Here is a 15254-nt window from a genome sequence, read left to right on the forward strand (position 1 = left end):
CCATTCGCGATCGTCCCGTCCGGCTTCACCCTCAGCGCCTCCTTCGCAGCGCTGCCGTCAAACGGCATGAGGCCCTCCCGAAAATACTCGGGAGGGCCTCATTTCGATGACTACTAGATTTCAGTCAGCCATTCCCAGTCGCCGGACCTGGCACGCAGTCGCGTGAACCCTTGTTCCAGGCAGTCGCTGAGGCTGGATGATTCGGCACGGATAAATCCTTGCTCGCCTAGGCCCGGCCCCGACATTACCAACGTCCAAGGCTCCCCACCTTCCGCCATCCTCTCATCATCCACCTTGAGGATCACGGTGACGCCAGAGCGGCCCAACTTCTCCATGAGCTGCTCGATATCCATCTCTTTCGCTCCCATCAATAGCCCCTCAAGGCTGCCGAGATGTCACTGACGTCATGCAGCTGACCTTTACCTACTCTGTCAATGACACTTCGAAGGTCAGCGGAAGTGGGGCCGCTCGTGACGCCGTTTCGTTGCATCAACTGCTCAACGGTAGCCTGAGCAGTTCGCTTATTTCCGTTGTTGAACATGTGGCTTCCCGCAATATCCCTGATCACAACTGCCGACTTATCCCAGAAGCTGTTATAGCGACTGGCATTAGCCAGGGTGTTTGCTGGCGAGCCGCTCAACAACGTCTCCCCACCGAAACCTCGGTTAATAGCGGCGATCTCGTCCGGGCTGACACCCACCTTGAACCCGCCAGTCAGCGGGCAGTTGGAATTGTGAACCAGGACCGGAGTCTGGCCCGCCAGCACATAGTACGTGTGCAGGTCATCAACCGTGAGGTTGTACGTGCGAGCGCGGTCCGTGTAAGCACGGTTGCCGGTGACAACGACCGTGTCGCCCTCATCGGTGAGCAGCGCCATGCCCGCCGTGAGGTCGCCCGCCTCGATCCAGGCCTGCTGGGACGGGGACCAGAAGGGGTGCTCGTAGGTCGCCGTCAGTTGCTCGATGCCGTCGTCGGTCGCGATCGACAGCTCGTTGAAGTGCTTGTCGTCCTCGGTGATGATCAGGTGCGTGACCTTGCGGGCGCCGGTCTCGCCAGTCTCCGGGTCGGTGGCGAGCACCTCGTCGCCGACCTCGACGTCCTCGATGTCCTTGGTCGAACCGTCGGCCATCTGTACGTCCGTGCCTGCGAGGAAGCACTTCGTGCAACTGGGTTTCGGTGCCTCGACCTCCTTGGCGGCCTTCTTCCCGCTGTTCTTCAGCAGCTTCTTCGCCAGCGCCTTGAAGAGTCCGCCCACGCCGGTGGCCAGGCCGGTCACCTCGGCCGCGTCGTCGCCCGAGTCGAACATCTTGGAGCCGGTGTCGGCCCCGTGCTTCTCGACGAAGTTGTCGTAGAGGTCGGTCCCGCCGCTGCAGTCCTCGAACCAGCAGCCGGGGCTGAGCTCCGCCATCGCCTCGGCGCCGGCGACGAGGTTGTGTCCCGCACCGGCCAGGAAGTCCTTGAAGGAACCTTCGGCACGCGGGTCGGCGGGCTCCGGCGACCACTGGTCGCATATCCCGCGCTGCGTGTAGAAGATCGGGCAGTCTCCGCTGCCCGCCCTGGGAACGTAGTTGCCGGTGCCCAGGCTGCTCATACCGCCGGAGCCGTACGAACCCGACGACCTGGTGCTCAGGTAGTTGACCACCGCGACAACAACCACGGCCACAGCCACGATCAGGCCGATGAGGGAGTCGAAGAACCTGCCGTCGGGGTCGGCGAAGGTGACCGGGTTGTTGTTGCTGTAGGCGTAGCCGTTGATCTGCTGCGGGTCCTTGATGTCGGCCACCGGGTCGACGCTGACGAAGCGCCCGGTCGACGCGTCGTACTCGCGTGCTCCGAGGTGGGTGAGGCCGGTCGGGTCCTCGGTGCCGCCGACGAAGCCCCGTTCGCCGACCCACGCGGTGGCGGCCTGGCCGCGGTCCTCGCCGAACGGGGTCATCTGGCGCCGGGTGACCGCCTGGGTGGCGGCGTCGACCTGCACGCTCGCCGTGCCGTTGTGGTCACTGGCGATCCAGGTCAGTCCCGCGGTCGTGCGCATCGCGACGGCCTGGCCGCCGTGGGTGTAGTACCGGGTGGCCTCGACCTTGCCGCTCGCCTTGCCGAGGCGCAGCTCGGTCTCGCCCAGGTAGAGGGTGGTGCCGGTGGCGTCCCGGCGGATGAGCCGGTTGCCGTCGGCGTCGTTCAGGTACTGCGTGGTCGTCCTGTCGGCCTCGGTGACCTTCTCCAGGCTGCCCTCGGCGTTGAAGTCGAGGTCCTGCGCCTTGCCGCCGATCGTACGGACGTCGGTGTTGCCCGAGGCGTCGTACGTGTAGCTGGTGCGGCCCGCGGCAGACCCGTCCGCCTTCTTGGTCTCGGTGGAGGCCAGGGCGTGCGGGCGGGGCTGGTCGGCAGTCTTGTACGTGTACGAGGTGGCGGCGCCGGTCAGGTGGTCGGTCGCCGATTTGCGGTTGCCCGCACTGTCGTAGGTGAACGACTGCCAGTACTTGCCCGGACCGCCCACGTTCGCCTTGGCGGGCGCGGTGGCGCAGTCGGCCGTGGCCGTCCAGGCGGCCTTCAGACGGCGGTGGCCGTCATAGGTGAAGCACTGCCGGTCGGTGGGACTGGTGGCCTTGTCCTCGATCTCGACCGGGTTCCCGGCGAGGTCGTAGCGGTAGTAGACGTCCGAGTCCGTGCCCGTGTGCGTCTCGGACACCACGCTCTGGCGGGCCAGGCGCTTGGTGCCGGTCTCGTAGCTCCGGTTGATCTCCGTCCAGTCCGCGGACGACGAGACGCCCAGTGTGGTGCGGATCTGCTCACCGGCGGGCAGGTAGTCCGTGTTCTGGACGATGCCCGTCAGGCCCCGCAGGGTGTCCGGCATCCGCTGCTCGGTGTAGCCGTACTGCAGGACCTCCTGGCCGAGGCCGCCCATCGCGGGGATGGTCCGCTTCTGCAGGGTGCCGTCGACGTTGTAGGCGTTGTTGATGGTCCACACGCCGTTGGTGCCGGCCAGCGCGCCCTCGGTCTTGCTGATCGTGTACTGCTCGTTCAGGACCCGGTAGAGCTTGTCGTACTTGGCGTTGGTCAGGGCGTACAAGTCACCGGACTTGCCGCCCACATAGCGGATGGCGGAGGTCAGCCGTCCCTTGGCGATCGAGTCGTACGTCCAGCGGGCGAGGTACTTGGAGTCCTCGGGAGCGGGAGCGCCGTTCACCACGGGCACCCTGCCGTCGAGCTTGCCCGTCGTCCGGCCGAGCAGGTCGTAAGTGAAGCCGATCGTCTTCTTACGGGCGTCCGTTGCCGCCACGACCTGGTCGAGATCGTTGTAATCGGAGGAACTGGCGCCGGCGTCGGGGTCGCTCACGCTGGTCCGACGGCCCAGGAAGTCATAGCCGTACGACCAGGTGTTGCCGTCGTCGTCCTTGTACACCTGCGTCGTGACGTCCGTCAGGCGCTTGCGGGTGAAGAAGGACGGGCTGGGCTGGTCGGTGCAGGTCGTGTCGGCCTTGCAGATCTGGTCGAACGGGACGTCTGGCCAGGCGTTGCGGTTGGACGAGGTGAGCGAGCCGCACGTCTCGCCGCCGGTGACCGGCAGGCAGCGCTCGGCAACCGTGAACGTCACCCGGGCCGCGGCCGGCTGGGTCGTGGAGAAGATCGTGTCCGTGCGCTGGCCGTAGTCGATGCGCTTGAGCCAGCCGCCGCGCGTGTACGCGGTGCCGTTGCCGGTCGTGCCGTTCTTGGCGTAGCGGTTGGTCTCCTTGGTGTACCAGTACGTCATGACGTTGCCGTGCGGGTCCACGACGTAGTCGAGGTTCCACCGCCAGGCCTGCGTCTTGGCGCGGCCGGAGAAGGAGTCGCCGGAGGAGTATCCGGGCTCGCCCGAGTCGTCGCCGAAGACCGGGACCGTCCACACCGAGTTGGTCTCGGGCATGCCCGAGCTCCAGCCCGGGAGGCGGTCCTTGCCGAACACGTACTGGGTGCCGTCGGTCCCGGTGACCGTCCAGAACTCGCCCTTGTCGCCGTTCTCGCCGGTGTCTCCGTCGTCGCCGTTGACGGCACCGGTCCCCCGGACGACGCGCTCTCCGTCGTCGCTCTTGGGGCGCCACTCGCCGTCGGAGCCCTTCACCAGGGGCGTCGACTTGCCGTTGAGGACGAGGGAGGCGTTGTCCTCCTTCCAGCACAGGTCGTACTTCTCGTCCTGGCCGTCGTCTGCACAGCTGCCGTACGCCCGCTCGATGTACGACACCGGGAGGTCGAAGCCCTCGCCGATCCACGACGGCTGCGCACTGGTGGACGAGGTGCGGCCGTCCACGCTCTGCGCGGAGTAGCCGATGGACAGGTTGGGAGCCGGTCCCGCCGGGGCCGGCGGGGTCTCCAGCGGGTAGTTCCACGTGAAGTCCCCGTTGGAGCCGCCTGCCTGCCAGGTGGAGGAGGCCGCCAGTGGAGTGGCCTCGTAGGTGCCCTGGTCGGAGGAGGCCGCGGCGGACAGGGCCAGCACCATCGGTGCCCCGCGGACGCTGACCTGCGCGGTCACCGTCTCCTTCTCGGCGTCGTTCTCCGAGGCCACTGGCGTGGTCCTGCGGCACTCCGCCTTCTCGGGCGTGGTCAGCGCGCACTCGGGCAGGCGTATGAGCCTCAGGCGCGAGGACCAGTTGCCGCTGTAGGCGTCGGCGAAGGAGCTGTAATCGACGGTGGTTCCGAGGCTCGCGGCTGCGGGGTCACCGTCGGCGCGCGCGACCGTGAACACCAGGCCGTCGATGCCCAGGCGGCTGGTGGCCTTGCGGTCGAGGACGCGGACCTGGGCTTCCTCGGGAGCCTCGGCAGGTTTCGCGCGCGGCTGTGTGAGCGTGATGGGCAGGCCGGAGACCTTCACCGCCATCCTTGTGCCCTGCGGGAGTTCGACCGTCAACGCCGACGCGCTCGGCCAATTCACCTTGGCCCGGGCCTTGGCGAGCGTCTCCCTCGCCGCGGCAACCGTCGGGTCGTGGACCTTGGTGAGCTTGGGGTCGAAGGGCTCGGCCTTGCCGTATCTGGCCTTCTGCAGGGCCGTGTGCTCGCGGTCCCGCTCGGCTGCCTGCACCGGTGCGGCGCTCAGCAGACCGGCGACGACGGCCGACGATACGGGCAGAACGATGGTGGCGAGACGCCGGCGGCTCGCTCTGCTCCATGCCCATCTTCTGGGCAGCAGTGAGCTGTTCCTGGACAACACTGGGGGGTTCTCCCGGATTCTGAGATGTGGGGGCGTGCCGGGCTCGTGACCCGGCACGCCGCTGAGGAAGAGAAGTGAGCGGGTTACTCGATCGGGTTACTCGACTGGAACCGGCGGCTCGTCCACGGTGGCGAGCTGGGTGATCTCCTCCTCGGAGAGCACACCCGCGTACACCCGCAGGTCGTCGAGCTGGCCGGGCAGGGCGTTGCCCCACTCCCCGTTGTCGTGACGACGCGCGCCGCCGACCATCAGAGGACCGGTGGGCTGGAAGGTGTCCTCACTGAGAACGCCGTCCTCGTCGCCCTGCCTCTGTCCCGAGACATAGAGCTTGACGGACTTGTTCACCGAGTCGAAGACAGCGGTGACGTGTACCCAGCCGCCGGGGGCGTTGACCTCGTCCGATACGACCGTTGCGGCGGGTCCGCCCAGGGCGTCCGTCTCGTACCGGCCGAAGTTCCAGTCGCCGATGGAGTCGCCCGCCTCCTGGCGGTACCAGAGACGGAAGGAGTTCCGCTCGGCGCCTGGGTGTGCGAAGACGGTCGGCGAGTGCGCCGTGGTCGTGTCCTCCAGCTTCGACTGGGCAGCCAGGTTCACCCAGCCGGCCAGGGTGTAGCTGCCGGACTCGTCCAGCGAAACAGGCGATGTGGCGCGGCCCAGTCGCTCGGCGTCGAGTTCCAGCACGTTGCCGTGTGCCGGGTCGTCCGTCGGGGCGAAAGCCGCGCCCGTCTGGAGCTGGAGTGCGTTGCCCCGGCCGGTCGCGTCCGCCGCGGTGGTGCCGGAGGTCTCGTCGAACGCCCAGTTGGCGAGCAACGTGGCCTCGGTCCGCCCGGTCGTCGGGTTCTCGGCGTTCGCGATCGGCTCCAGCTCGTTCTCGAACACCACGCGATTCCATACCTGGACCTGGTCGAGGACGCCCTCGAAATAGTCCGTATAGGCGCCGGCCGCCTTCATCCGGCCGACCTCGAAGGCCCCCTTCGCCGCCCAGGGCGTCGTGAACTCCGTCGCCGCCTGGAGCTGTCCGTTGACGTAGAGGCGGATCTGCTTCTTGTTGTTGTCGTACACGCCCATCAGATGGGTCCACGCGCCCACGACCGGCGGCTTCTTGGACAATGCACGGATGATCGTCGGGTCGTCGGTGTCGGCCGCGTAGCGGTTGAAGACCCAGCGGTCGTACGACTGCGAGTAGTAGATCTGGAAGCCGCCCGCCCGCGTGCCGCTCTGGGTGACCACGGTGGAGACATGGTCCTTGGCGGTCAGCCGTGCCCAGGCGGAGACGGTGAAGCTGTTCGTGGTGTCCAGGACCGCAGCGGCCGTCGTCCCGGAGACATTGCTGCCGTTACCGCGCAGGCCACCGCCCAGCCGGGCCTTGTCCGTCCAGGACGACGAGGTCAGTTTCAGCGGCCGGTCCGTGCCTGAACTGTCCGCGGCAGTGGTCCCGTTGCCGTCGTCGAGCGCCCAGCGCGCCACCGGATCGGAGCCCTTGGCCACCTTGAACAGGTAGTCGTAGTGGGCGCTGGGATTGCCCGCCCCGTCGAAGGTCTGCACCCGCAGGGTGTTGGTCAGCCGCTTGTCGGGGGCCGCCTCGATCTCGTAGGTCGGGGCGTTGGCTGTGAAGGTCTTGCTGCCGAGCTTGGCTCCGTTGAGCCACCAGTCGTAGCGGCGTACGTCACTGGCGCCTGCCTCGACTTTGAAGCCTGCGGTCATGCCGACACTGCCCAGCGCCGGGTCGGCGGTGTCGCAGGTCGTGCCCGCGCACTCCTTGTACACCGTCGAGGACACCTTCGGTACGGGCGGGCCGTTGGAGTCGGCCTTGAAGTAGCAGTAGCCCGACCAGGGGCCGAACAGCGAGTGGGTGTCGCCTTTCCACGTGTACCGGTACTCGGTGCGGGCGCGGAACTTGTAGGTGACGTTCTGATCCAGGGCCGACGTGACCGCCGTTCCCGCCGTGCCGCTGTCCGTCCACGTGGACGGCTTCAGCGAGGTCGGGGTGGTACTGCTGCCCTTGTACAGCTCGAAGTTGGGGCGCAGCGAGGCGTTGGAGCCGTCGCTCGATGTCGGCGTCGCCGTCAGCCGCGGTGTGGTGTCGCGGATCAGCGCCGGTGAGGAGGAGGCCGAGCAGGACACCTTGGGGTCGGACATCTTCACCGACGACGGCTTGCTGTTCGGCTGGGTCACGTAGGTGATCGAAAGCCGGGGCTTGCGCGAGGAGGTGGCGTCCGGGTCGAGCGGGGACATGAACTGCTTCCACGCGATCGGGTCGGACTCACTGGCGCGCAGGCCGAGTGTGGTGAGCGTGTCCTTCGCCTTCGCGGTGTACGCGACGGCCGCGGTGGCGTCGAACTCGACATCGCCGTCCGGGCACGAGGAGGAGTGGCCCTTGGCGGCCGAGACGGTGTCCACCTTCGCATGCCACTTCGGCGGCTTGGTGCTCCATGTCGTCGACGAGGAGATCTGGCTCGTGCGGTACAGGTCGATGTTCTTCTTGTCGCAGTTCGCCGACCAGATCTCGTACGCGGTGAATGTCGCGTTCAGGATCTTCTTGCCGGCCACCCTGCGAGTGTCGAACTGGAAGAGCGAGCGCGCCTTCTTGTTGTCCACGTACGCGTCGTAGCCCACGCCGAGTGCGTGCTTGGTCTTCCAGAAACTGGTACCGGGCGAGTTGGACCACAGGGTCGTCCAGCCCGTCAGGGTCGCCTTCACCGCGGGTGGGTCGAGGACGACCGGGTAGGCGGTGGAACTGCTGGCAAGGAAGTCCTGGTCCGGGACGATGGAGAGAGCGTCGTCCGTGACAGTCGTGCTCATGACAGTCGTACGGGATCGGGAACCGGCACTGAGGGTGTCGGCCACGGCCTCGGCGGAGGACGCAGACCTCATGGCGGCCGTCGTCGCCGCGCCCACGGCCTTCGTCGTGTTCGTGCCAGTGCCCGCGTCCCACATAAGTGCCGAGCCACTGGAGATCACGGCGTACCCCGAGCCGTCAACGAATGCGGCGGCGCCCGAGTCGTCAGCACGCACGGACAGCCCTCGAGCCTCGACGGGGAAACTCACCTTCCGTAAAGCGGGGTTGGCGGCGGCCTCACGCGTGTGGACCACCAAGTGGTATGTGAACCCGTCAGGGTGCGCCTGCACAGCGAGGTCCACGTCGGGCAGTACGGACCGGTACACAGCCGACGAGCCGTCGATCTCCGGCTTCGGCAGCGTCCACGGCGAGGACACCGCGTACTCCCTGCTCCCGGTCACCATCCGGGCCAGCGGTACGTCGCTGTCACCACCGCCGGAGAACCGGATGTCCTCGGCCGCGCGGGGCGCGAGGCTGCCGTCCGGCTGTGCGACGAGCGTCGTGTCGACGGCGGTCCACTCGCCGCCCTTGAGGACCCGCTCGGGTGACGTCGTCGTCTCGGCCGTGAAGGTCCCGTCCGGATTGGCGACCACCCGGCTGGTCGCCGACGTCAAACCGTCCACTTCGACGTACTTCCCGGACTCGACCGCCTTCTTCGAGGCTTTCTCCTCGGCTGTGACGGTCGGGAGCCCGTCGTCCTCCCAGTAAGCCTTGCCGCGCGCCTCCTCATCGGCTGACGCACCGGAACCCCCCGCGTCTGCGTCGGCCGCCCGGACCGGGACGGCCTGTCCTACTCCGTCGGCGCCCGCCCCGTGAGCGTCGCCAGGCTGTTGCGTACGTGGTCCATGTGGGCCTGCACCGTGTCCCATTGCTCGGCGTGTTCGCGCAGCACACGTTCCGTGTCGCGGATGATGCGGTCCTCCTGGACGCGGGCCTCGGCGATCAGTTCGGCGGCCCGGGCCTCGGCGTCCGCCTGCATACGGGCGTCGGACTGCTCGGCCTCGGCGATGGCGCGCGTCGCCTCGGAGAGGACGGCCTCGGCGCGGGTCACCCGTTCGCCGTGCCGCGCGTCGAGCACGGCCTCGCGCTCGGCCAGCTCGCGGTCCATCTCCACGCAGCGGTCGGCGTACTCCCTCTCGCGCTCGGCGAGCACGCCCTCGGTCCGCTGCCGTACCTCCCGCAGCGCGGCCAGCGCCTCGCCCCGGCGCTCCTTCACCTCCACCCGTGCCTCGATCCGCAGGTCGTCCGCCTCGGCACGCGCCGCGAGCAGCCGCTGCCGGGCCCGCTCCTCGGCCTCGCCGCGCACCTCGTCGGCGTACGCCTGCGCGGCCTCCAACGCCCCGCGCCCCTCCGCCTCCGCCTCATCGGTGATCGTGAGGGCGTCCTGACGACCGCCCTCACGCACCGCCTCCGCCTCCTGCGCGCCCAGCTCGAACAACTGCCGGGCCCCCTCACCGAGCGCCTCGTACGTCTGCGGAGCCAGTCGCGCCACGGCCTCCCGCAGCCGCTCCGCCTCCGCCTCCATCTCCCTGGCCAGCACGGTCAACCGCGCGGCCCGCTCCCACGCCGCGTCACGGTCCTGCGAGAGGGCAGCCGCGTACGCGTCGACCTGCTCGGGACGGTAGCCGCGCCGTACGACCGCGAAGTCGTCCGGCGACACCGATGCGCTGCTCATCCTGGAACCCTCTCGCCCTCTCGAATGATTTCGCGCATATCTTGATTGATCAGATGTAAGGGCTCATAACGCGACACTCCAGGTGTAAGTAACGGTCGCCGTTCCCCACACGAAAGGGCCGGGCCCGGTCACACGACCGGGCCCGGCCCTCCGCACGGGGTGACGCGACGTCAGCGCCGCGCCACCGCCACCTTTTTCGGGGTCACCTTTTTCGGGGTCACCGCCCTCACCGTCAGAGCAGTCCGTCCCACATCTGCTCCAGCAGCACCGACCACCAGCTCTCCGGCGAACCCAGTGCCGCCTGGTCGAGGGCGGCCAGCTGAGCCTGGAAGTCGACGGTCCAACGACCCGCCTGCTCCTGGTTCAGGCCGTAGCGCAATCGCCACATGCGGCCCAGCAGCGCCAGGCAGCGCTGGAACTCGGGCAGCCCCGTGTTCACGAACTGCGGCGGCACCGGAGCACCACCCGGCCCGGCCTCCACCGGCACCGCGACGATGTTCGCCGTGCCGTACTGCACACACAGCGCCTTGCCGAAGTCGCTGCCCATGACGAGGTACGAGCCCGCGTCCGACGCGGGCTGCACGCCCCGCTCCTGCGCCAGCTCGGCAAGCGTCGGCACCGGCCGCGCCGGCTGGGCCTGCGCCCAGAAGAACGGGCCCATGTCGACCGGCAGTCCGCCCACCACCAGCGAGTGCGCCACGATCGGCGGCACACCCTGCCGGGACACCGCCTGCTGGTCGAACCGGAAGAGACCCGGCCCGAACGCGGCCGCCAGCTCCTGCGCGACACCCTCCGGCGGGATCGGCGGTGCGGGCTGCACCGGCGGCAGCGGCGCCCGCACCGGCGCGGGCCGCGCGGGACCATCGGCCACCTGGTGCAACTCCCCCTGATGCGCGAGGAGTTGCGCCATGCCCTGCTGACGCGAGGCGTGGTCGGTGCCGTACGGGGCGATCGATGTGATCCGCGCGTTCGGCCACTGCTCGCGGATCATCCGCGCACAGTACGCACCCGGCAGCTCGCACGACTCCAGCTCCGTGTGCAGCTCCAGCACCTGGTCCGGCGGGATGTTCATCCCGCGCAGCTCATGGAAGATCTGCCACTCCGGGTGCGGCATACCCGGCGCCGACCGCCGGATCACCTGCTGCTCGGAGCCGTCCGGGGCGCGGTAGCGCAGCACAGCCTGGTAACCGGGGCCCACGGTCGGCTGACCCGAGGGTTGCTGCGGATAGCCGTACGCGGGGGGCTGCTGCCCCGGGGCCGGGGCCGGCGGCGGTCCGGGCACCGGCGGTTGCTGACCGGGGATCGGCCGGGGCGCGCCCGGGGGCATACCGGGCGGGGCCGGGGGCGGGGGAACAGCAGGGGCGCCTGGCGCGCCGGGAACCCCGGGCGCACCCGGAGGGCCGACCGGTGGCGCTGCCAGCACGGTCTCGGCATGGTGTACGGCGCCGGGGGTGCCCGGAGTTCCGGGGGCTCCGGGAGCACTCGGAGCACTCGGCGCGGCAGGCGGCTGATGTGGTGCGCCGGGGCCGCCGACGGGGGGACCGGACAGCATCGTGGCCGCGTGATGAACACCACCCCCAGGCGTACCACCCGGCGGAGTCGGCACACCGGGAGCACCCGGAGGAGCTGGAGGAGCCGGCACACCCGGAGCACCAGGCGCACCAGGCCGGCCCGGAGCCCCGGGCGGACCCGGAGGCAGGGGCGCCCCCGGACCGCCGACAGAGGGAGCGGACAGCACCGTGGCGGCGTGATGAACACCACCCCCGGGCGTACCACCAGGCGGAGTCGACACACCCGGAGGCTGCGAACCACCAGGCGCACCCGGAACCCCCGGAGGAGCCGGCACACCCGGAGCACCAGGCGCACCAGGCGGCGCCGGAAGCTGCGCCGACGCGTACCCAGCCGCCGGGGCGCCCGGAGGCGCCGGAGGCTGTGGCGCCTTACCCGTCACGGAATCGGCGGCCTCACCCGTGCCGGCCGGAGGCGTACCGGGAGCCTGCGGATAGCCGTACCCGGGCACACCCGGAGGCGGCGTACCAGGGGCCTGCGGATAGCCGTACGACGGCGCGCCCGGAGGCGGCGTGCCCTGCGGACCGCCGGGCTCGTTCGGCGCCGGAGAGACCGCCGTCGGCGGCAACTGGCTGCCCCCGGAGATCAGCGCGGTCTTGGCGTCCGGCGCCGCACCAGGCAGCGGGACGTCGGCGTCGTCCACACCGGTCAGCGGCGGCGCGAACACGGTCTGGGGCAGCGGTACCGAACGGTCCTCCTCCGCACCGGCATTGGTGTCGGTCCCGGCCCACGGAGTCGCCCCCGGAGCCACACCCGGCACCCGGTCCTGCGGCGGCGCGTCCTGCACATCGTCGACGGCACCGGCGGCCGGCCACGGCGTGGCATCGGCCGCGCCAGAAGGCCCGGCGAGAGTCTCGGGCAGCCCACCGTCCTGGCCAGGCACCGCATCCGAGACGGAACCCGTGTCCGAGCCGGCCGCGGCAGCGGCGGCGGCGGGAGCAGCAGCCGGACGGTCTCCGGCCCCACCGGCCCGGCCCCGGCCCCGGCCCCGGCCCCGGCCACACGAGAACCCGCCCCGTCGGACGCGTCCGCCCCCGAACCCGAACGCTGGTCCGGGATACCCAGCTTGTCGGCCGCCTCCTGCAACCACTCCGGCGGAGTCAGCAGGAACGACGTCTGGTTCAGATCCACCCGGGCCGGAGGAGGCGCGGGCTCGGGCTCGGGCGCGGTGTCCGTCCGGCCGTACTCCTCCTCGTACCGCCGGATCACCTCGCCCACCGGCAGCCCCGGCCACAGCGTGGCCTCACCGCTGTCCCGCGCGATGACGAGCCGCTGGACACCGCCGTCCGACCGCGGCCCCTCGACCCGGTCCTCGGCCCAGACCACGAACCCCAGCTCGAACTCCCGTACCCGCACCTCACGGTGCTGATAACCGGGCACGTCCCCGTTGATCCACTCTTCGGCGCGCTCCTGCGCCTGCGCGAAGGTCACCATCGAAAACTCACTCCCCCACCGAGGACGCCGAAGACGCCGAGGCCGCGGAAGACGACGAGGAGACGGGCACGGCACGCGCGAAGCCACCGTCCACCATCAGGTTCGCCACGGTCTCCAACTCCGGCGGATTACCCGCCAGCCGCGTCAGGAACGCATCGAAGTCGTCCCCGCACGGCAGCAGCAGCCGCTCGACACGCTCCGCGGGCGTCCACGAGGGATCGACGTCACGGGCATCGTCGTACGCGCAGAACCAGACCGACCCGACCCGGTCGCCCCTCACCTTCACGGCGAGCAACCCGCCCTGCACGAACCCGACACCCAGGTAGTCCTTGGTCAGATGATCCCGCAGGCACTTGTTCACGTACACCAGGTCATTGATGGCGGCCTCGTCCCGCACCGTGAAGAACGGCTGGTCGACGAGCACCCCCAACTCCGCGTCCAGAGCCGCCCCCACGGGCGCACAACCACCCGCGGCCTTCAGGAACGACCGATACGCCCCCGGCAACCGGTACCCGAGGTCCTCCTCGACCCCGAGCACCTGCTGCTCCGTCACCGCCAACGCCGACTTCGGCAACCCGAAATGCGCCGGCCGCGTCTCCTGCAACGGCCGCGTCCCCCGCTTGGCCTGGTCGACAGCCGCCGTGGCCACACCACCGTGATGCCGCAGCAGCGCCTTGACGTCCACCGGCACCAGCTCAAGCCGACGACTGCCCCGCACGTGATGCCAGGTCCAGCCGTGCGGAGTCGCCACCGCGGGAATCGTGTCCCACAACTCATGCCCCGAAGCGGCGAGCACGGCGTTCGCGGACACGTAGTCCGTCAACCTCAGCTCATCGACACCGAACCCTTCCGGGGGGTCCGCGATATCGGCGGCGGCACGCGCATAGGGCGAGAAGTCGGGATAGCCATGGGCGTCCACGCGCACGCCTCTCGGATGACGCGCCGCTCGGACCGGGTCCGGAAACTGCACGACCTGCCCGGCGTAGGCCGCGTTCGGCGGCGCGGCTTGATGCCCGGGCCGACCTGTCGTCATGGCGGATGCCCCCTGCGGCGTTCTCTATGGCCTGATTTGCCTGTCGGTCACGCGATAGCCGTAAGGATCGCGGTTGCCGACAGCCTAAGCCGTACGGGGACACCGGTCACCGGGCCTCCGGTTCCGTGACCAGCCGTCACCCTGCCGTGACGGTCCGACGAAGCCGGGCGTGTCGCATGGCCCCAGCTTCCGCAGCCGCCACGGACTTTGGCAGGCTGTGTCCGCTGCCGGGGGATTGAACGGAGGGGATGAAGAGCATGAACGCAACCCGGACGGGCACCTCGGGCGACCCACGCATCGGCTGGAGCAACGCCGACACCGTGCACGCGCCCGCCCTCCACCACCGCCGCGACGGCATACTCCCGACCGTGGCCGCCGCCCTCTCGGTCCGCGGCGAAACCCTCACCGGCACCGCCGCCCGAGGCGACCAGCCACCACCCCTGCACCCCCTCGTCCAGGAATTCCTCGACTCCCTCGCCACGGCCCAACGCGACCGCTTCACCGGCCGCTGCGCCGAAGCGATCCTCATCTCCCGCCACATCGCCACCGCCGACACCGCGCGCAGCAAACGCGCGGCCCGCAAACCGATGACCAACGGCGAAGCCCGCAAAGCCCTCAAACAGGCCAAACTCACCGCCCGCCGCATCCGCGAGGCCGGCGACCCACTCCACGGCAGCTTCGCCCCGCCCTGCCGCGCCTGCCAGGCCCTGAGCGCCCACTTCGGCGTACGAGTCGTCGACCCCACCCAGGAACCCTGACCCAGACCCACCCAGGAACCCTGACCCAGCAAAACGGCGTCACCCCCAGCACGGTGACCGCCCAGTCCCGACCCTCGACGAACGAAGGGCAGATGCAAGCCGACCGCTCCTCCACCCCCAAACTCCCGACTCCGCTCGGGCAGGGGGGAACCCCAACCCGCTTCCCCGCGCCCGTGGACGCCGCCCTGCGCGCCGCGGGCTGGCTGCCCGGCCGCTGGGACATACGGCAGGCCGAGATCTGGGCCGACGCCCTCCGCGAGCACACGTCCACCGCGGGACACCGCCACGCGGTCTTCCCAGCGGCAGTCGAGGCATGGGCGGAGTTCGGCGGCCTGCACATCACCGCACAGGGCCCCGGCCGCGAACTCGCACCCTCAGCCCTGCACCTGGACCCCATGCACGGGCTCCACATGGCCCGCACCCTCGCCGACCTCGGCCGCGCCCTCGGCGCCGAGGTCTGCCCCCTCGGCCTCGAACCCGACACCCACACCATCCTCGCCATCGACACGGAAGGGCGCGTCTACGCCCTGGACCACACCGGCGACTGGTACCTGGGCCCCACGGCCGACCAGGCCTTCACCGCACTGCTGACGGGGATACCACCGGTACGGCTCACGTCAGGCTGATCCGGCGGCCTGTTACGACGGGCTGGGCGACGGGCTGACACGGCAGGCCGCTCGACCTCCTCAGCCGAGTTCCGCCGACGGACGGTGAACGGTGGCGACCGAACTCACCCCTCAGCCGGAATCACCCCTCAGCCGGAA

At 69.8% G+C, this 15254-nt stretch carries 9 protein-coding genes; 3 read left to right on the plus strand and 6 right to left on the minus strand.

Annotated features, from left to right (window positions below; genetic code table 11):
• Positions 1-113: 113 nt before the first annotated feature.
• From E0500_RS04575 to E0500_RS04595, 5 genes are all read right to left on the minus strand, one after another.
• Positions 114-368 (minus strand): hypothetical protein, encoded by a 255-nt coding sequence (locus E0500_RS04575; protein ID WP_131568071.1) that lies wholly within the window; start codon positions 366-368, stop codon positions 114-116.
• Positions 368-5179 (minus strand): polymorphic toxin-type HINT domain-containing protein, encoded by a 4812-nt coding sequence (locus E0500_RS04580; RefSeq protein ID WP_258572615.1) that lies wholly within the window; start codon positions 5177-5179, stop codon positions 368-370. The genes E0500_RS04575 and E0500_RS04580 overlap by 1 nt, the downstream gene beginning before the upstream one ends.
• Before the next feature lie 99 nt (positions 5180-5278).
• Positions 5279-8644 (minus strand): LamG-like jellyroll fold domain-containing protein, encoded by a 3366-nt coding sequence (locus E0500_RS04585; RefSeq protein WP_309504948.1) that lies wholly within the window; start codon positions 8642-8644, stop codon positions 5279-5281.
• Between the two features lie 167 nt (positions 8645-8811).
• Positions 8812-9696: a cellulose-binding protein gene (locus tag E0500_RS04590; RefSeq protein WP_131568067.1), complete on the minus strand. Its 885-nt coding sequence runs from the start codon at positions 9694-9696 to the stop codon at positions 8812-8814.
• A gap of 232 nt (positions 9697-9928) precedes the next feature.
• The gene (locus tag E0500_RS04595) at positions 9929-12148 is read right to left on the minus strand and encodes an SUKH-4 family immunity protein (protein WP_309504949.1); all 2220 of its coding nucleotides are present in this window, start codon (positions 12146-12148) and stop codon (positions 9929-9931) included.
• A 183-nt stretch (positions 12149-12331) separates the two neighbouring features.
• On the opposite strand from E0500_RS04595, the gene E0500_RS45335 reads away from it, so the two are divergent.
• Entirely contained in the window at positions 12332-12634 is a 303-nt protein-coding gene (locus E0500_RS45335) for a hypothetical protein (RefSeq protein ID WP_399118582.1), read from the plus strand.
• 72 nt (positions 12635-12706) lie between these two features.
• On the opposite strand, the gene E0500_RS04600 is transcribed toward E0500_RS45335, so the two are convergent.
• Positions 12707-13732, minus strand: a complete 1026-nt coding sequence (locus E0500_RS04600; protein ID WP_131570348.1) for an SMI1/KNR4 family protein — start codon at positions 13730-13732, stop codon at positions 12707-12709.
• Positions 13733-13989: 257 nt separating this feature from the next.
• On the opposite strand from E0500_RS04600, the gene E0500_RS04605 reads away from it, so the two are divergent.
• Both E0500_RS04605 and E0500_RS04610 read left to right on the plus strand, forming a co-directional pair.
• The gene (locus E0500_RS04605) at positions 13990-14490 is read left to right on the plus strand and encodes a YwqJ-related putative deaminase (RefSeq protein ID WP_181586870.1); all 501 of its coding nucleotides are present in this window, start codon (positions 13990-13992) and stop codon (positions 14488-14490) included.
• A gap of 92 nt (positions 14491-14582) precedes the next feature.
• Positions 14583-15116, plus strand: coding sequence for an SUKH-3 domain-containing protein (locus E0500_RS04610; protein ID WP_181586871.1), 534 nt, complete (start codon positions 14583-14585; stop codon positions 15114-15116).
• Positions 15117-15254 lie beyond the last annotated feature (138 nt).

The organism is Streptomyces sp. KM273126 (assembly GCF_004337435.2).
Lineage (GTDB): Bacteria > Actinomycetota > Actinomycetes > Streptomycetales > Streptomycetaceae > Streptomyces > Streptomyces acidicola.

Bases quoted from the DNA above. Each gene is read 5' to 3' on its own strand.
- E0500_RS04575 (WP_131568071.1), bottom strand. From the start codon at position 368: ATGGGAGCGAAAGAGATGGATATCGAGCAGCTCATGGAGAAGTTGGGC.
- E0500_RS04590 (WP_131568067.1), bottom strand. From the start codon at position 9,696: ATGAGCAGCGCATCGGTGTCGCCGGACGACTTCGCGGTCGTACGGCGC.
- E0500_RS04600 (WP_131570348.1), bottom strand. From the start codon at position 13,732: ATGACGACAGGTCGGCCCGGGCATCAAGCCGCGCCGCCGAACGCGGCC.
- E0500_RS04605 (WP_181586870.1), top strand. From the start codon at position 13,990: ATGAACGCAACCCGGACGGGCACCTCGGGCGACCCACGCATCGGCTGG.
- E0500_RS04610 (WP_181586871.1), top strand. From the start codon at position 14,583: ATGCAAGCCGACCGCTCCTCCACCCCCAAACTCCCGACTCCGCTCGGG.